Here is a 17,567-nt window from a genome sequence, read left to right as displayed (position 1 = left end):
ATAGGGAATACGCCTTTGTTTTATTTTTTTCGAGAAGTGGCTGTAGGAGTTGTTCCTTTTTTTGCAGCCATTACTTTTTTGACGATAGGAATAACAATAGGTGCCAATTTTACAGCAGTTTTCACAACGTTTGATACTTTCATTAAAAAACAGCTCCTTTTACAATTATTACTACCTGTTTCGCTTAAAATTGAAACATTAACGTATTACTCGAACAGCCTGAATAATATTCCATATGACAATACCAAGTGAGACAATGGCATAAACGGCAAATGAAACTAACCAAACAACCATCACAGTATTATTACTTGACGTTGGATCTAATCTTAATGTAGAAAAAACAAAGACAATAAAAAATAGGATGCCAAAAACAAAAGGAATTAAATGAGAGACAAGTGCACGAATTGAATGTCTTTTTACATCACTATCTTTCGTTACAAAGTAAACAATTAATGGGACGATAAAAGGGGCGAAGAAAATACTAAGATAACTAAAGGCAGATAAAATTTTTTGGTTCTCCATAGTTGTACCTCCTTTTTTAATATTTACGCATGAAAAACGGCAAAGTTTCAAAAAAATAATGTATGGAAGAGGTTGTAATCATCCAATCCTTTGCGTACAATGGGATTGTTCAAATAAATTCAGATGTAACGACCACAAGGGGAGCTGATGATGTCAGCTGAGACTGGGCACGTAATGCCTTGACTCTTTGAACCTGTAAGTTAACACTTGCGTAGGGATGTGGATAGAAACCGACACTTGTACGATGTCAGGCTCTGTCCTGGCATCGTTTTTTCATTCTTTAGGAATAAAAAAGATGTCTGCATTTCTATTCCTGCTCTTGTATCCTACATCGGAACAAAGGAGAGAATATGTATGGACAAAAAAAGACTATTAATGCTTGTGGAGATTGCGATATTTGCAGCGATTGGCCTTGTGCTCGATCAAGTATCCTTTAAAGTATGGGCACAAGGTGGCTCTGTTAGTCTTGTCATGGTGCCTATTATGTTAATTGCATTTCGTTGGGGCTTAGTTGCTGGGCTAACAACGGGATTACTTGTGGGTGTTATGCAAACCATGTTTGGTGCTTATATTGTGCACTGGCTTCAAGGATTATTGGATTATGGTGTTGCCTTTACAGTTGTAGGATTAGCAGCAGTTGTACGTGGACCTGTGTTGGATGCTGCAAAAAATATGAACAAAACGAAAATGGCACTTTACATTATCATAGGTACTGTTTTTGCAGGCTTTTTACGATACGCAGCACATACAATTGCTGGAGCTGTATTTTTTGCAGAGTATGCGGGTGATCAAAATGCATGGATCTATTCTATCATTTATAATGGTACATATATGTTGCCAGCAACCATTTTAACGGCAATTGTAGGGGTGCTTTTATTCACAGCCGCTCCACAATTAATGCAAAGAAAAGCATAATAAAAGTTTCCTCAAATGATTTATTGTAAAAGGGTATAAAAGCTTTTCGTTCTATACTACTTGATGATATTCGCTTTCGCACAGAATCATTAGCAAAATTATCAACTTTTTTCAACAACAAGCAAGTCCCTTCACTCATGTGAAGGGACTTTTGGTCATGAATAGCTCTTTTAGCACTTTGCATTGTAGGAAAGCATACAATATTTAAAGCGTTTATCGTTATACGCATAAAAAGTTATGTTATATTAAAGAATAGATATTAGATGAAAGGGACGTTATAAATGATTGTAAAAACGCAAGAAGAGATTGAAGCTTTTAAAAAAATTGGACGCATTTGTGCCGAAATTCGTGAAGCCATGAAAGCAGCAACAAAACCAGGTGTTACAACACTTGAGCTAGATGAAATTGCTGGCCGCATGTTTGCAGAGGCTGGTGCTATTTCTGGACCTAAGGGGGAATATGATTTCCCAGGATATACATGTATTAGTGTCAATGAAGAAGTGGCACATGGTATTCCAGGAAAACGTGTTATTCAAGAAGGGGATATTGTGAATATCGATGTTTCTGGGTCTTTAAATGGATACTTTGCAGATACTGGCATTTCATTTGTTGTTGGTGAGGGTTATGAGGACAAAGAAAAACTATGCCGAGTTGCTAAAAGTGCTTTTGATCGAGCAATGACAAAGGTTAAAGCTGGGTCTAAATTAAATCAAATAGGTAAAGCGGTTGAACGAGAGGCGAATGCTAATGGTTTAACTGTTATTATGAATTTAACAGGACATGGCTTAGGTCAATCTTTACATGATGAGCCTAATCATATTTTAAATTATTATGATGCATGGGATTCTACGATTATGAAAGAAGGAATGGTGCTTGCTGTTGAGCCATTTATCTCAGCAAAAGCAGAGCATATTGTAGAAGCTGGTGATGGTTGGACATTTGTTACACCTGATAAATCGCTTGTAGCTCAAATTGAACATTCAGTTATTGTCACTAAAGATAAACCAATTATTTTAACTTCCTTAGATGAAGAATAGGATATAATTTAAAATCCTGCTAACCAATTTATTTTTGGTGGGCAGGATTTTTTTTAATAAATAAAATACCAACAAAGAGAACACCACATAAAAATAAGGCGGCAGTTGTTACAAGAAGCTCATCAAAACCATTATGTAAAGCGATTCCTAAATAAGCCCAAATAAAAACACTCGGATACATGGTATCAAAGTGATGAAAGCGGATATGTAGTGCAATAGCTCCACCAAGTGTCAGTAAAATTACTGCCCAAAGAGGAGTGCTAAGACCAAAGCCGTTCCAACCATAAGCCGTTAACGTAAAGCTACTATTCGTAATCAAGATAAATGTCATCCATGCAAAATAAATGGAGAAAGGAATACGACCTGACAACGCTTTGTCGTGAAGAGAGTACGTATTATACAACATAAATAAGTACAAGACCAAAAGCAAGGTGATGCCAAGAGAAACAATAAATAACTCATGATGCCATACATATATCGTTAAGGCTTGCAAAATATTTATGCAACTAAAGAGAGCAGACTGTTTCATAGATGTCTTTTTAATGTTCACCAATAACCAATAGCCAATTAATAAATAAATGACAATCCATATTGCATGACTAATATCAACTGGTGCAAATACTACAGAAAACCGATTAGAAATTTCTAGAGAAGATTGACCGTTTATTTTCATGAAAAAGGATAAAAAGGTTAGGATGAATGAGACAAGATAAGAGATTGTCATCAAGATAAACCGAGGCATGATTTCCTCTCCCTTCGTGTTTAGATTGTATAGGGAAAAGACAAATAAGTATAGTACTGTCACTTTTTTTATTATAACGGAAATTTCCAACAATGTATCGTGTTGTTTTGCTAATAATCACTACAATTTACCATCTCAATAGGCATCTATATTTTTCTTTAGTACAATGGGATTATCTACATAAAAGGAGTGAAGTTTCATTGGCACAAAATTTAAAAAATCTAGACTTATCGATTGAACTAGATAAAAAAATGTATAAAAAGAAATTAAAAGTACTCCAATATGAAATGTTAAATGCCCAACAGTTTTTATTAAAAAACAAAATTGGTTTAATTTTGGTATTTGAAGGAATGGATGCCGCTGGTAAAGGTGGCGCTATTAAACGACTAATTGAACGTGTCGATCCACGAGGTTATGTTGTACACCCTATTTCAGCTCCACAGCCTCATGAATTGCGCTATAACTATTTACAAAGATTCTGGAGAAAGTTACCGCAGCATGGGCAAATCGCTATTTTTGATCGTTCTTGGTATGGTCGTGTATTAGTAGAACGTATCGAAGGATTCGCATCGAAGGATGAATGGTCTCGTGCGTATGAAGAAATCAATAACTTCGAGAAAATTTTAACTGCAGGAGATTACATAATCATTAAATTTTGGCTTCATGTATCAGATGAAGAACAATTAAAACGCTTTAAAGAACGGGAACAAAACCCTTATAAATCTTGGAAGCTAACAGACGAAGATTGGCGAAATCGTGAAAAAACACCACAGTATATTGAAGCGGCAAATGAAATGTTTGAAAAGACTGATAAAAAGGATGCTCCATGGATCTTAGTTGCTGGTGATGATAAAAAGCACGCCCGTGTACAGGTGCTGCAGGAAACCATTGCACATATTGAACGAGAGGCTCTAAAACGTGGTCTCCATTTAACAAATGTATTAGATAATGGCCAACTAGAGGATGCTGATTCGTCCAGTTTAGAAATTGGGGACGAGAAGTAAGAACCAAATCAAAATAATGAATTGTGCTGCTATGAAATAGGACATGAGTTGTTTTAGTTGTAGCAGCATCTTTTCTTACATACAATGAAATAAACTAAATGTTCAACCTTTGAAATGTAGCGAATGAAAACCATTTTTTAAGCTATGTTAAATTCAAAGTAGTGATGTTACCAGAATGATGAATGTACTGATATTTATTGGAAGGCTAGTGTGGAGAAATGGTGCTTAAAATTTGGAATCTATTAAGAAAAAAGGGTGGGAATGTGGTAACGATAAAGGGAGAAAAATGCTACATCCGCACATTCCAAGAAAAAGATGCACGAAGTTTAACGGGTCTCGTAAGCCGAAATAAATACTTTTGGTCTATTTACGAGCCACTACAAAGACCAGAATATTATACAATTGACGCTCAATACAAAAAAATTCAAGAAAGTCTCTATTTGATGGAGTCAAAGCGAGAATATACTTTTGGTATTTTTGAGCATGGTACAAACAATCTAATAGGACATATTGCACTTTATGCTGTAAAACGCTTACCATACTCAAGTGCATTTGTTGGCTATGCGATGGATGAAATTTATGTAGGGAAGGGAATCGTCACAGAGGCCGTAAATATGGTGGTACGATTCGCGTTCGATCAAATAGGCCTACATCGTGTAGAGGCATATGTTTCTACTCAAAATGCACCTTCTATGCGCGTATTAGAGAAAGCAGGGTTTCAACAGGAAGGTCTGTTAAGAAAGCTGTTGTATATAAATGGTCAATGGGTAGATCATTTTATATATGCACGTTTAGAGGATGAATAATTAGAGAGGTGCCTATCTTTCGTTATGGAGAAAGATAGGCACCTTATTAGTTGTAAATCAAAAGGTAATGACTATTGTTTATTACCATCTTCAATTAAATCTAGATGACCTGTATTTGGATCGATAATGAGGCCATGAACAGGTACATCTTTCACCATTAGCGGATGATTTCGAATTGTATCAACACTTTTTTTAACACTTGTCGCTACATCACCAAAACCACGTAAAAACTCTTTTAAGTCAAAACCGGAATATTCTAGCATATTAATTGTTTTTGGATCAATACCTCTTTTAATCATTTCACTTAACATTGCTTCGGGATCAACTGCACTCATACCACAGTCATAATGCCCAACGACATAAACTTCATCTGCTTGTAGGCCATAAACAGCAACCAATAAACTACGCATAACTGCGCCGAAAGGATGGCTAACTAAAGCGCCAGCACTTTTCACAATTTTAACATCGCCATTACGTAAATTCATTGCTTTCGGTAAAAGCTCTACAAGTCGAGTATCCATACAAGATAAAACAACAATACGTTTATCAGGATATTTTGTAGTGATGAATGGTTCATATTTTTTTTCTTCGACAAACACTTTGTTAAACTCTAAAATATCTTGTAACATTGTCATGAAAATTGCTCCCTTCCTTACAAAAAATATTTTAGAGCAAAATTTTAAATATGCAAACTATAAAGACTTTATTCAGATAATTTTTACAATAAAGGAGCAACTTCATACATTTTTAAATTGTAGGCTATAAAAAAACAGCTACCTTTATAGTAGCTGTTTTTTATACATTAGAATTTTTCGTTTGGCTTTGGATCTACAGTTACTGAAGACTTGCTATCTAAACCAACTTGTAGGTAGTGGATGAAGAATGCCATAGAAATTAATAAAACTACTGTAAAGCCAAGAACAGTTGTAATGAACATTATTAGAGCTCCTCTCTACTTAAATGATCTATTAATTACCCTAAAACAATTATACAATAGGTTCCTAGTAAAATCTAAGGATAATTTATGACAACCTTAACATAGTTAGCCTAGAATACTAGTAGTAGGAATGGATTATTTAGAATGCCCAATTTCCATCTCTGAATATAGGTTCTTTTTGACCATCGTTAGTAATTCCGTCTATATTCATTTTGTTCGAACCAATCATAAAATCAACATGAGTCAAGCTTTGGTTAAGTCCATGTGCACTTAATTCCTCAGTAGTCATTTCTTTACCACCCTCTATACAAAATGCATAAGCACTTCCGATGGCTAAATGATTGGAGGCATTTTCATCGAATAATGTATTGTAAAATAACAAATTAGATTGTGAAATAGGTGATGCATGTGGTACTAATGCTATTTCACCAAGGTAATGAGCTCCCTCATCCGTTTCAACTAGAGCAGCTAAAATGTCTTGCCCTTGCTCAGCCTTGATGTCAATGATACGACCATCTTTAAATGTTAATGTAAAATGATCGATAATATTGCCGCCGTAGCTTAATGGCTTAGTGCTTGTTACATAGCCATTAACACCTGTTTTTAACGGTGCAGTAAAAATTTCTTCTGTAGGCATATTGGCCATAAATGCCTGGCCTTGTATGTTGATACTACTCCCACCTGTCCATATGTGATGTGCAGGTAGCTCAATCATGAGGTCAGTGCCTGGAGCAGTATAGTGAAGTGACTTATATTGCTTTGAGTTTAAATAGTCGGCTTTGCTATGTAATTCCTGATCATGAGCATGCCAAGCTTCAACAGACTGTTCAACGTCAATACGTGTCGCTGCAAAGATCGCTTCCCATAAGGCATCGATTTGTTGCTCTTCTGGTAAATTGGGGAAAACCTTTGCTGCCCAAGCCTTAGAAGGTGCAGCAATCACTGACCAGCTAAATTTATCTGCTTGTAGCCATTGATAATAGTTAGCCAATGCTTGACCAGATGCTTTTTGAAAGGCCATGATTCTGTCTCGTTCTATACCTTTTAATAAATCTGGGTTTTGTGAACTAATGCTTAAGAATGCAGCTCCATGATCCGCCAACCATTCACGCTCTTGTACTTTCCAAGGAGGGAAGAAATCAAATGAGTCTTTTGGTGCTCCTTCATAGCGAGCGCGTACAAGTTCGTCATCTGATAAATCGACGAATACTTGCTTTGCACCATTTTTATAAGCAATTTTAGTAATTATTTGTGCTAATTTTAAGTTATCGGTCGAACAGCTTATATAAAGATATTGATCTTTTTGGATATTTACTCCTACTTTTACCGCCAATTCAGCATATTTTATTAATTTTGTGTCGAATGATAATAACAAATTCATATCCCCTTTCGAAATAAGACAGTTTAGTGTAATATTCTTAATTCAATATAATCAAAAATGGTCGAAATGTGAATAAAAAGCATTAATTTCATCGAAAAATAAGTGAAATACATTTATACTACATTTATATATTTAAATTATGGAAAAACAGCCGAAATTAACATTATTAGTAGATTTGGAGGTTCTAGGATGGATAAGTCATCAGTTATAGGGTTGATAATTGCGTTAATAGCGCTGTTAGTAGGGATGGTCATGAAGGGTGTAAGTTTATCTGCATTTTATAACCCAGCAGCCATTCTAATTATCATTTTTGGTACTATTTCCGCAGTAACAATTGCCTTTCCTATGAAGGAGTTAAAGCGTGTACCAAAGCTATTTAAAATTCTTTTTAAAGAAACTAAATTAGCAGATGATATAGAAATTATTAAAATGTTTTCACAATGGGCTGATTTAGCTCGTCGTGAAGGATTATTAGCGCTAGAAAGTAAAGCTTCGGAAATTGAAGACCCATTTTTAAAAAATGGTCTTACATTAGCAATTGATGGTCAAAATGCTGATTACATTCGTGACGTACTAACGGAAGAAGTAGAGGCAATGGAAGAGCGTCATGCTAGTGGTTCTGCTATCTTTACGCAAGCAGGTACATATGCACCTACTCTAGGGGTTCTTGGTGCAGTAGTAGGGTTAATTGCCGCATTGGCAGATATGAACGATATTGAAAAACTTGGACATGCTATTTCGGCAGCCTTCATGGCTACATTACTCGGTATCTTTACTGGTTATGTGTTATGGCACCCATTTGCAAACAAATTAAAGCGTAAGTCTGCTTTAGAAGTAAAACAAAAGAGAATGATGATTGAGGGTATCCTTTCAGTATTAGAAGGGGAGGCTCCACGTGTTATTGAACAGAAATTATCATCATACTTAACGATGGAAGAACGTCGTCAAATTTCTGGTGAAAGCGGGGCGGGTGGCCTTGGCAAAGAAAGCTAAGAAAAAAAAGCATGATGAGCATATTGATGAATCTTGGTTAGTACCATATGCAGATATCTTAACGCTGCTCTTAGCGGTGTTTATTATTTTATTTGCTTCAAGTTCAGTCGACCAAGAAAAGTTAGATAGAATGTCAGCAGTATTTAATCAAGTATTTGAAGGTGGAACAAGCTTTTTAGAGCAACCAGCACCAGTACCAACTCCAAATGCGGACAGCGACCAAACACCACAGCAAAATTCAGCCTATTTAAAAGATCAGCAAGAGCTAGCAGCTATTAAAGATAGTGTGGATAACTTTATTGCCGTCAATGAAATGGAAGAACAATTTGCAACAGAGATGACGGATGAAGGGTTACTTGTGACAATTCGAGATAGTATTTTATTTGATCCTGGTCAAGCAACGATTAAACCAGAATATATTCCAATTGCCAAAGAGCTTGCAGATGTACTAGTGTCTAATCCGCCACGTAACATTGTCATTACGGGTCATACGGATAATGTGCCAGCTGGACCTAATTTCTCATCAAATTTAGAGTTGTCCTTAATGCGTGCATCCAATTTTTACATGGTATTATTGGATAGTAATTCACAATTAAAATCGGAGAACTTTAGTGCGAAGGGTTATGGTGAAAACCGAGCTATTGCACCGAATGATACAGCAGAGGGTCGTGCACAGAATCGTCGTGTTGAGGTGCTCATCCAGCCATTAGTGACTGAGGATGGTTCGGAAGCTAAAAATACACAATAAAAAAAGGCTATTAGCAACAGACAAAATGTCTCTTGCTAATGGCCTTTTTATTGACTTATTTACGTAAAGATCCTAATTCAGCGACAATTGCTTGCATTTCACTTGGGCTAAATGTTTCTCTTTTCATAACCATTTCATATAAATACACTAAATCTTCATAATTTGCTTCATCGAAGTGTTCCGATTTCATCGCATCGACATTCACCATGCGAAGCTTGTCTTTCATTTGATCAACCATATAAACAACGTTTTCTTTAGATGGAACTGATAAATCCATTTTTTACCCTACCTTTCGTTCTCCTCGCACATATCATTTCATTGAATAAAAAAAATGTCAACTCCGTATTTGGGCATTGCTTTAAAAATAGACTGTTATTGGGTAGAATAAGGGCAGTAGACTGTTTATTTATGAAATAATAGGGAATATGCAATTACACAAGCAGGGGGTTTTAATATGGGTCAAAGTAAATTATTAGCATCTATCGTGGCAGGAGCAGCAGTTGGTGCTGCATTAAGTATGCTAGATCGTACAACTCGGGAAAAAACAATTGCCACAACTAAAAAAATGAAGGAAGCCATTTCTTATTATGCAACCAATCGAGAAGAATTACAGGATTTAGTTGAGGAAAAAGTATTAGCTGCGAAGGTACTTTGTGAAAGTGTGTCAGAAAATGTCAACACAATTGCAGAAAAGGTTGATGAATTTAAAGATTTACCTTCTACAATACAGGGAATGATTGAAGACACCAAATCAGCCTTTACTGTACCTCATAAGGAATAAAGGTAGTTTTAGGAGGAATTGTATGGAGAAGAAAAAAGCAACTATGCATAATGCTTTTGGAGTTGTGAAATCGTTCGTCTCTCCTGAAGAGGAAGTGAGTGTGATGACATCCAAAGGCTTTGTCCAAGATTTAATAGGTCGGCTAAAGCGAGTTGAAATATCTGCGCTTGCTGCACAATTGGCTTATTTCTTTTTATTATCGTTCTTCCCCTTACTTATTTTCTTAGTGACGTTATTACCTTATTTAAACTTAAAAACGACACAGGTTTATTCATTTTTAGTGAATGTATTACCAGATGAAGTGTATAAACTCATTGAAAATACGCTGAATGAGATTTTAACAAATAGAAATAGTAGCTTATTGTCGATCGGGGTACTAGGTACAATTTGGTCTGCATCTAAAGGCATTAATGCACTGATTCGTGCATTAAATAAAGCTTATGATACAGAGGGTAGAGTAGGTATACTAGATAGAGGCTTGTCATTAGTTTTTACAGTCGCTCTCGTTTTTGTTATTGCGATTGCTCTCTTATTGCCTGTATTTGGTCAGCAAATTGGCCATTTCCTATTCTCAATCATTGGAATAGAGGAGCAGTTTGAATCCATTTGGCATAGATTAAGATGGTCCATTCCACCAATACTTATTTTTATCGTTTTAATGGGGATCTACTGGATTGTACCTAATACAAGTCCTCGCTTGAAAATAATGGGCGTTTGGCCAGGAGCGATGTTTGCTACATTCGCTTGGTTAGCAGTCACATATGGTTTCTCTTTTTATATTAATAATTTTGCTAATTATTCTGCTACATATGGTAGTATTGGTGGCGTCATTATTTTAATGCTCTGGCTATATTTTACGGGGATTATCCTTATCTTTGGTGGGATATTAAATGCTACAATGCAGAAAAGGGCACTTCAAAAGGAAATGCTAAAATAAGAAAAAACAGCCTCGCTTCTTGGTACAAGATGAGCGGGGCTGTTTTATGTTAGCCTAGACACTTTTATTAAGCATGCGTAAACCGTTTAATATTACTAGAATTGTACTACCCTCATGGCCAATTACACCTAAAGGTAAGTCGACTACTTGTAAGAAGTTTGAGGCGATTAATAGGACAATAACTCCAATTGAAAAGAATATATTTTGTTTTATTATTCGCTGCATTTTTCGTGATAGGCGAACAGCATAAGCGATTTTAGATAAGTCATTTTTCATTAGCACGACATCTGCTGTTTCTAGTGCAACGTCTGTGCCTTCACCCATAGCAATCCCTGTAGTTGCAGTAGCAAGCGCAGGAGCATCATTAATACCATCGCCGACCATACCAACAAATTGATGTTGGGTAAGTAATCGTTTCATTTCAGTTACCTTTGTTTCAGGCAGACATTCTGCAACATATTCCGTAACGCCAGCTTCTTGAGCAATCACTTTAGCCGTTTTTTCATTGTCGCCTGTTAGCATTACCACTTGGATACCAAGCTCTTTTAATAAAGTGACAGCTTTCTTAGCTTCGGAGCGTACAGTATCTTTTAATGCTGCTAATGCAACAATTCCATGTTCATCGCGAATGAAAATAACTGTTTTTCCTTCTGCTGCCAGCTTAGTCACTGCGCCGTTTGCAAAATCATTGGCAAGTTGCGCATCCACAAACTCTGGTTTTCCTACTTGATATTCCTTGTTTTGAATTGTTCCTTTCATACCCCAGCCTGGAATATCCTCTATTGTTGCTTGAGGCAAGGCAGTAATGCCTTGAGCCTTAGCATACGAGGTAATGGCTTGGGCAAGTGGATGATTGGATTGAGATTCAATCCCTGCAAGAATGGCTAAAGCCTTAGCACGATCTTCACCATCTCGGACAATGAAATCTGTAACTTCGGGTTTACCTTGTGTTAAAGTACCTGTTTTATCAACTGCTAATGCACGTAAAACACTGAGATGTTCTAAATGTAAACCACCTTTAAATAGGACACCATTTTTTGCACCATTAGAGATTGCTGCTAATGTAGCAGGCATGATGGATGCAACAAGTGCACATGGCGAGGCAACTACCAATAACACCATTGCTCGGTAAAATGTTGTTGTCCAGTCCCAGCCAAGTAAAAAGTGGGGAAGGAACATCATAATGGCAACAGCTAATAATACAAATTTTACATAAGTCCCTTCAAATTTCTCAATAAATTGCTGAGAGGGTGATTTTTCACTTTGTGCACTTTGAACAAGTTGTATAATTTTTTGGAATAGTGTTTCTGAATTAGCTTTTGTCATTTCCATCGTAATAGCACCATTTAAGTTAACTGTGCCTGCAAATACTTCATCACCTTCGTTTTTTAAAACAGGTAATGGCTCACCGCTAATCGCAGATTCATCAATGGAAGACTGCCCTTTGAAAATAACCCCATCTGCTGGAATGCGTTCTCCAGGTTTAATAAGTAAATGATCACCGATTTGTAACGTTGAGACTGACACCTTCATTGGCTCAAAACCGCCTCGCACTAACCAAGCTTCTTCTGGCTGTAAGTTCATAAGGGCTGATATTTCACGGTGACTTTTATTCATGGCATATGTTTCAAGAGCACCACTTACAGCAAAGATAAAAATAAGAATAGCTCCCTCTGTCCAATAGCCTATTGCTGCCGAACCAATGGCGGCTAATACCATTAGTAGTTCCACATTAAGTTTCCGATCTTCAATCGTTTCTTCAATACCTTCTTTGGCCTTTGCAAAACCACCTACACAAAACGCTATTAAATACAGTAGAACTGATGCAGTTGTTTGTCCGCTTGTATCTAAACGCCAAGCAAGTAGAATAAAAATGCCGGCCATAAGAGCAGCGATTAATTCAGCATGCTCCTTAATTTTCTCAATTAAATTTATATTTTCTCGATTAGAGTATTCCATTCATATCCCTCCTGATAATGAAAATCAATATCAAAACCTCTATAAATAAGTGTTTATTCAGTGGTTTTAATTGAAAATAGATTTCAATTACCATCTATTTTATTTAGAATTATTATAACAAAGGAATTTATAAAAATAAAGTAGGAAGTTTGAAGGAGTTTTATGTTGTTCATAAGGCGGTTAGGGGAGTCTGTTTCGAATAAAGAATAAGGCACAGTCTATTCACTAGGAATATTCTGTGCCTTACTAAATTGTGCAGTAAAATAGATCACTGCAACCTTTTATTTAATTAGAAGACTCTTTCAGCATGCAAAGCTAGTTTTTCTAATGATGATTTATCAACATCTGCATGTAATGAGTTACCGTGTGAGTCCATTGTTACAACTGCTGTAAAGTTTTCCACATTTAAGTGCCACATTGCTTCAGGAATACCAAACTCCATTAAATCAACACCGTCAACACCTTTAATGCAGTCTGCGTAGTATTGAGCTGCTCCACCGATAGCGTTCAAGTAAACACCACCATGTTCATTAAGAGCTTTTAATGTTTTTGGTCCCATACCACCTTTACCGATTACAGCACGGATACCAAATTTTTTCATGATATCACCTTGGTATGGTTCCTCACGAATAGATGTCGTTGGACCAGCAGCTTTTACTGTCCAATTACCTTCTTCGTCTTTTGCCATAACAGGTCCACAGTGATAAATAACTTGTCCGTTTAGGTCAACTGGTGCATCGTGGCTCATTAAATGGTGGTGGATAGCGTCACGACCAGTATACATACGACCAGAAATAGAAACGACATCACCAACTTTTAGTGAGCGAATTTGTTCTTCAGTAATTGGTGCAGTAAGCTCTACTACATTTGTTGTTGTATCTTCTGTTGTAGCAGCCACTTCATCTTCTTTGAAGGTAATTTTTTCGCCTTCTTGATAGTGCCATTTAATAATTTCGCCAGTTTGAGGATCAATGTCTACAGCCATGCGGCGGTATGCCCAGCAATTATATGCTACAGATACATAGAAAGAAGCAGGGATACGGTGCATTACGCCGATTTTACATCCTAATAATGTTGCCTCACCACCGAAGCCCATTGTACCGATACCGAATGTATTAGCTGTTTTAACTACATACTCTTCTAATTTTGCAAGATCTGGATTTGGATTTGTATCTTCTACATGACGGAATAATTGTTCTTTTGCTAAATCATAGCCTGAAGAACGATCTCCACCAATACCAACACCAATGAAACCAGCTGAACAGCCTTGCCCTTGAGCTTGGTATACTGAGTGTATAATACATTTACGAATACCGTCTAAGTCACGACCCGCACGACCAAGACCTTCTAGTTCACATGGTAGACTGTATTGTATGTTTTTATTTTCACAGCCGCCACCTTTTAAAATTAACTTAATTGTAATGTAGTCTTTTTCCCATTGTTCAAATTTCATAACTGGTAAACCATCACCAAGGTTATTACCACTGTTTGCACCAGTTAAGGAATCCACTGCGTTTGGACGTAATTTTGCATCTGCTGTCGTATCATTGATTGCTTTTTTGATTGCAGCTTTAATTTCTAATTGATTTACGCCAACAGGTGTATAAATTTTGAAAGTTGGAAGTCCTGTATCCTGACAAATTGGTGACACGTTATCTTCTGCCATAATAATATTAGTAGAGATTGTGTCTAAGCTCATTGCTGCACGAGTGCCAGCATTCTCAGCCTCTTTTGCTTTTTTAATAGCACGACGAACATCCTTAGGTAAATTCGTAGATGTTTCAGTAATTAAATCGTAAAGACTTTTCTCCAAAGTTTGTAGATTCATTGGTATTGCCCCCCATAGAAAAATTGATTATTTCCACGTTACATTATACTCTTTTCAACTAATGAAAAAAAGAGTCCTTATCTGAGAGTGTTAAATAAGAGCATATTTTAATAGTATTTTAGTTGAGAGTTGATTTTACAGAACGTTTGTTCTAATATGAAAGAGAATCCACAATTAAGGAGGAACTAGTATGTGTGCTAAAACGTTACTTGAGTTACCCGAGAAAATTGAACAATATAGACCGTTAATAGAGGAAACTATGAAACCTGTTGTATTAGTTGATACGGAAATCAGTACAACAACTTTGTTTCAAAGTAAGTTTGCAGGGGATCCTTATTTTCCATTGTCGATGGAGTACCCCAAAAACATCAATGGACAACCATTGAAACTATTAGCTCAAATTAATTTTGCAGAGGTACCTAACCATTTACCAAATTTCCCCGAGGAAGGAATATTGCAGTTTTATATTGATGGGTATGATGACGTTTTAGGAATGGATTTCGATAATGGACAACATCAAGAAGGTTTTCGGGTTATTTTCCATGAAACAATCACGTATGATGAATCGCAACTTGTCCAGGATTTTTCATTTGTCAATATTGAGGGTGAGGAAATGTATTTTCCTGTAGAGCGTGAAATGGCATTATCCTTTGAAAAAGGTTTGGAACCATTGTCGATTGATGATTTTAGAAGTAATGACAAGTATGGCAGCATCTTAACTTCTATAGAGGAGGATGAAATGTTAGAGGATGCATTCTATGATGCTTTAACGGGGGATGGTCATAAAATAGGTGGTTATCCGTTCTTTACACAAGAAGATCCAAGAGCATACGGAGATTATACTGACTCTACAATCTTGCTGTTACAAGTAGATAGTGTGGGGGATGATATTCTTTGGGGTGATTGTGGTGTTGGTAACTTCTTCATTACAGAGGAAGAATTAAAGAATAAAGATTTTAGCAAAGTATTATATAACTGGGACTGTCATTAAAAACAAGCGAAAATTAAAGCTTTACTAAAGTAAAAAGACTATAGGCAAATTTTTAAATGTTGAAGTTTGCCAATAGTCTTTAGGCGAGTATAAATAGTGCTTGTCTATTTACGATTCATTATTGTTCACGAGCATTAAATTGCTCCATTTTATCTTCTAAATCATCCATCATTTGAATTAAACGATCAATATCTTCTAATTCAGCTGTTTCAGGATCAAGGGCATCTAATACTTCTAAAAACATTTCAAGACGCTCTTTTAAATAAGTTACTTGCTGCTTTTTATCAGTGATTGGATTTGACATTCGTACACCTCATTTCATCCCCTTCATCGTAGCTGATTTTAGCTGAAATTTCAATGTTTAGGTAAACACCTAGGACTTAGCGATTAATTTTAAAAATGAATAGACAGAATATTTACAATATTGTTGATGTATGTTAAAGTTGTTTTAAGATAAAGTAAAGGAGCTGATTGAAAAAATAATTGCGACACTAACTCGAAAAGGAGGGAGTTTAAACAAGTACTCGGTAATAATCAAAAGCCGAAATTCGTGTTTATACAATTAAATGAGGATAAGTATTAGTTAGGCCTTAGCGTAAAATCACATGTGGTGAGCGCTAAGGCTTTTTGGTATGCTGTTCTTTGGAAGAATGACTTGATATTGGAGGGAAAAATGACGTACTTCTCAGATTACAGCAAAAAAAGATTTACCATTTTAGTATTAATTGTATCCATATCAGGCTTTTCACAAGGGATGCTACTACCGCTTATTTCGATCATATTTGAACGTGATGGGGTATCCTCTGCATTGAATGGCTTGAATGCAACAGGCTTATACATAGGAACATTATTAATTTCACCTTTTATTGAGCAGCCTTTACGGAAATGGGGTTACAAACCGATTATATTAGTTGGTGGAGCACTTGTTTTTGCGTCTTTACTTGCATTTCCCTTATGGAAGAGTGTGACCTTTTGGTTTGTACTTCGTTTACTAATCGGTGTAGGAGATCATGCTTTACACTATGCGACACAAACATGGATTACAAGTACAGCAGATCCTAAAAGTTTAGGGAAAGGCATGGCCATCTATGGTTTATCATTTAGTATAGGCTTTGCAGTTGGGCCACTCTTAGTCAAGCTGATAGAAATTACAGAAGCTTTACCGTTTATCGTCTCATCCATCATGTGCCTATTCGCATGGTCCTTTGTATTTTTCTTACAAAATGAAAAACCAGAGCGACTAACTGGTGACTTAAAAGCAAGAGGATGGCAACGTTATAAAATGGCCATTGTATTTGGTTGGATTGCCTTTTTAGGACCTTTCGTTTATGGGTTTCTGGAGTCTTCACTAAATGCGTTGTTTCCAGTTTATGCTTTACGCAAAGGTTTTGAAGTCGGTATGATTCCTATTATTTTATCTGTCTTTACATTTGGTGGTATTTTGACTCAAGTTCCACTAGGTGCACTAGGCGATAAAATCGGGAGAAGGAACATCTTGCTGATAGGGTCATTTGGGGGTGCTATCATTTTCGGAATTGCAAGCTTTTTAGAGCATTCCCAAATGGCTGTGGCTGTAGCGTTTTTCTTAACGGGTACGTTAGTTGGCTCGATGTTTTCTTTGGGGATTACATTTATGGCGGATTTAACACCAAAGGAGCTTTTACCTACAGGAAATTTACTGTGCGGTATTGCTCTAAGCATTGGTAGCTTAACAGGACCTTTTTTAGGTGGGGTTTATTTAGAATATGTAAAAAATTATAGCTTCCTTTTACTTGTGGCAATGCTATTGCTTGCAGTTGCAATCGTTTTACTAATTTTTGGACGTCAGAAGCATAAACAACCATCGATGGCAAAATAAAAAGAGCGGGGCTCATCTTCCCGCTCAAAACAAAAAAACGCCCAGCAAATCCGTGCTGTTATGGCGTTTTTTGCGTAACAAGGATGTTCCGTCCAAGTTACATAGGTTTGGCACCTAGAAAGATATTA

General features: G+C 36.4%; 20 protein-coding genes and 1 riboswitch. Of the genes, 10 read left to right on the top strand and 10 right to left on the bottom strand.

Annotation, left to right across the window (positions count from 1 at the left end):
• Window positions 1-20: 20 nt before the first annotated feature.
• Window positions 21-143, bottom strand: coding sequence for a hypothetical protein (locus tag OU989_RS19200; RefSeq protein ID WP_274794535.1), 123 nt, complete (start codon window positions 141-143; stop codon window positions 21-23).
• A 55-nt stretch (window positions 144-198) separates the two neighbouring features.
• Window positions 199-522, bottom strand: coding sequence for a magnetosome magnetite crystal formation protein family (locus OU989_RS19195; protein ID WP_274794534.1), 324 nt, complete (start codon window positions 520-522; stop codon window positions 199-201).
• Window positions 523-649: 127 nt separating this feature from the next.
• A riboswitch (TPP riboswitch) is annotated at window positions 650-757 on the top strand.
• A gap of 119 nt (window positions 758-876) precedes the next feature.
• Between OU989_RS19195 and thiT the strand changes: the two genes are divergently transcribed.
• Both thiT and map read left to right on the top strand, forming a co-directional pair.
• On the top strand, window positions 877-1,437 hold the full coding sequence (gene thiT, locus OU989_RS19190) for an energy-coupled thiamine transporter ThiT (protein WP_274794533.1): 561 nt from the start codon (window positions 877-879) through the stop codon (window positions 1,435-1,437).
• A gap of 281 nt (window positions 1,438-1,718) precedes the next feature.
• Entirely contained in the window at window positions 1,719-2,474 is a 756-nt protein-coding gene (gene map / locus OU989_RS19185; RefSeq protein ID WP_274794532.1) for a type I methionyl aminopeptidase, read from the top strand.
• A 28-nt stretch (window positions 2,475-2,502) separates the two neighbouring features.
• On the opposite strand, the gene OU989_RS19180 is transcribed toward map, so the two are convergent.
• A complete protein-coding gene (locus tag OU989_RS19180; RefSeq protein WP_274794531.1) occupies window positions 2,503-3,216 on the bottom strand; it encodes a TspO-related membrane protein in 714 nt (237 codons plus the stop codon).
• 200 nt (window positions 3,217-3,416) lie between these two features.
• Between OU989_RS19180 and OU989_RS19175 the strand changes: the two genes are divergently transcribed.
• Together OU989_RS19175 and OU989_RS19170 are read left to right on the top strand one after the other, a co-directional pair.
• Window positions 3,417-4,220, top strand: coding sequence for a polyphosphate kinase 2 family protein (locus OU989_RS19175; RefSeq protein WP_274794530.1), 804 nt, complete (start codon window positions 3,417-3,419; stop codon window positions 4,218-4,220).
• A 218-nt stretch (window positions 4,221-4,438) separates the two neighbouring features.
• A complete protein-coding gene (locus OU989_RS19170; RefSeq protein ID WP_274794529.1) occupies window positions 4,439-5,026 on the top strand; it encodes a GNAT family N-acetyltransferase in 588 nt (195 codons plus the stop codon).
• 71 nt (window positions 5,027-5,097) lie between these two features.
• Here OU989_RS19170 and OU989_RS19165 read toward each other — a convergent pair whose 3' ends face one another.
• The 3 genes from OU989_RS19165 to OU989_RS19155 form a co-directional block, all read right to left on the bottom strand.
• The gene (locus OU989_RS19165; protein ID WP_274794527.1) at window positions 5,098-5,661 is read right to left on the bottom strand and encodes a beta-class carbonic anhydrase; all 564 of its coding nucleotides are present in this window, start codon (window positions 5,659-5,661) and stop codon (window positions 5,098-5,100) included.
• A 167-nt stretch (window positions 5,662-5,828) separates the two neighbouring features.
• A complete protein-coding gene (locus tag OU989_RS19160; RefSeq protein ID WP_274794526.1) occupies window positions 5,829-5,963 on the bottom strand; it encodes a hypothetical protein in 135 nt (44 codons plus the stop codon).
• A 139-nt stretch (window positions 5,964-6,102) separates the two neighbouring features.
• Window positions 6,103-7,344: an aminopeptidase gene (locus tag OU989_RS19155; protein ID WP_274794525.1), complete on the bottom strand. Its 1,242-nt coding sequence runs from the start codon at window positions 7,342-7,344 to the stop codon at window positions 6,103-6,105.
• Between the two features lie 189 nt (window positions 7,345-7,533).
• Here OU989_RS19155 and motA point away from each other — a divergent pair, with 189 nt between their 5' ends.
• Both motA and motB read left to right on the top strand, forming a co-directional pair.
• The gene (gene motA, locus OU989_RS19150) at window positions 7,534-8,337 is read left to right on the top strand and encodes a flagellar motor stator protein MotA (protein ID WP_274794524.1); all 804 of its coding nucleotides are present in this window, start codon (window positions 7,534-7,536) and stop codon (window positions 8,335-8,337) included.
• Entirely contained in the window at window positions 8,321-9,085 is a 765-nt protein-coding gene (gene motB, locus OU989_RS19145) for a flagellar motor protein MotB (protein WP_274794523.1), read from the top strand. The genes motA and motB overlap by 17 nt, the downstream gene beginning before the upstream one ends.
• A gap of 55 nt (window positions 9,086-9,140) precedes the next feature.
• Here motB and OU989_RS19140 read toward each other — a convergent pair whose 3' ends face one another.
• Complete coding sequence (locus tag OU989_RS19140; protein WP_036123318.1) at window positions 9,141-9,362, bottom strand: DUF1128 domain-containing protein; 222 nt, start codon at window positions 9,360-9,362, stop codon at window positions 9,141-9,143.
• A gap of 177 nt (window positions 9,363-9,539) precedes the next feature.
• On the opposite strand from OU989_RS19140, the gene OU989_RS19135 reads away from it, so the two are divergent.
• A complete protein-coding gene (locus tag OU989_RS19135; protein ID WP_274794522.1) occupies window positions 9,540-9,866 on the top strand; it encodes a YtxH domain-containing protein in 327 nt (108 codons plus the stop codon).
• Between the two features lie 22 nt (window positions 9,867-9,888).
• Window positions 9,889-10,803 carry a YihY/virulence factor BrkB family protein gene (locus OU989_RS19130; protein ID WP_274794521.1) on the top strand — a complete coding sequence of 305 codons (915 nt, stop codon included), beginning with the start codon at window positions 9,889-9,891 and terminating at the stop codon, window positions 10,801-10,803.
• 54 nt (window positions 10,804-10,857) lie between these two features.
• On the opposite strand, the gene OU989_RS19125 is transcribed toward OU989_RS19130, so the two are convergent.
• Window positions 10,858-12,762, bottom strand: a complete 1,905-nt coding sequence (locus tag OU989_RS19125; protein ID WP_274794520.1) for a heavy metal translocating P-type ATPase — start codon at window positions 12,760-12,762, stop codon at window positions 10,858-10,860.
• Window positions 12,763-13,051: 289 nt separating this feature from the next.
• Window positions 13,052-14,590 carry a fumarate hydratase gene (locus OU989_RS19120; protein ID WP_274794519.1) on the bottom strand — a complete coding sequence of 513 codons (1,539 nt, stop codon included), beginning with the start codon at window positions 14,588-14,590 and terminating at the stop codon, window positions 13,052-13,054.
• A gap of 190 nt (window positions 14,591-14,780) precedes the next feature.
• On the opposite strand from OU989_RS19120, the gene OU989_RS19115 reads away from it, so the two are divergent.
• Window positions 14,781-15,581, top strand: coding sequence for a YwqG family protein (locus OU989_RS19115; protein WP_274794518.1), 801 nt, complete (start codon window positions 14,781-14,783; stop codon window positions 15,579-15,581).
• A 118-nt stretch (window positions 15,582-15,699) separates the two neighbouring features.
• Here the strand turns inward: OU989_RS19115 and OU989_RS19110 are convergent, their stop codons facing one another.
• Complete coding sequence (locus OU989_RS19110; protein ID WP_274794517.1) at window positions 15,700-15,885, bottom strand: SE1561 family protein; 186 nt, start codon at window positions 15,883-15,885, stop codon at window positions 15,700-15,702.
• Window positions 15,886-16,254: 369 nt separating this feature from the next.
• Here OU989_RS19110 and OU989_RS19105 point away from each other — a divergent pair, with 369 nt between their 5' ends.
• Entirely contained in the window at window positions 16,255-17,439 is a 1,185-nt protein-coding gene (locus tag OU989_RS19105) for an MFS transporter (protein ID WP_274794516.1), read from the top strand.
• The last annotated feature ends 128 nt before the right edge of the window (window positions 17,440-17,567 follow it).

This window comes from Lysinibacillus irui (assembly GCF_028877475.1).
Taxonomy (GTDB): domain Bacteria; phylum Bacillota; class Bacilli; order Bacillales_A; family Planococcaceae; genus Lysinibacillus; species Lysinibacillus irui.
The sequence above is the reverse complement of the archived record's forward strand: the minus strand, read 5'-3'. Positions and strand labels throughout refer to the sequence as shown.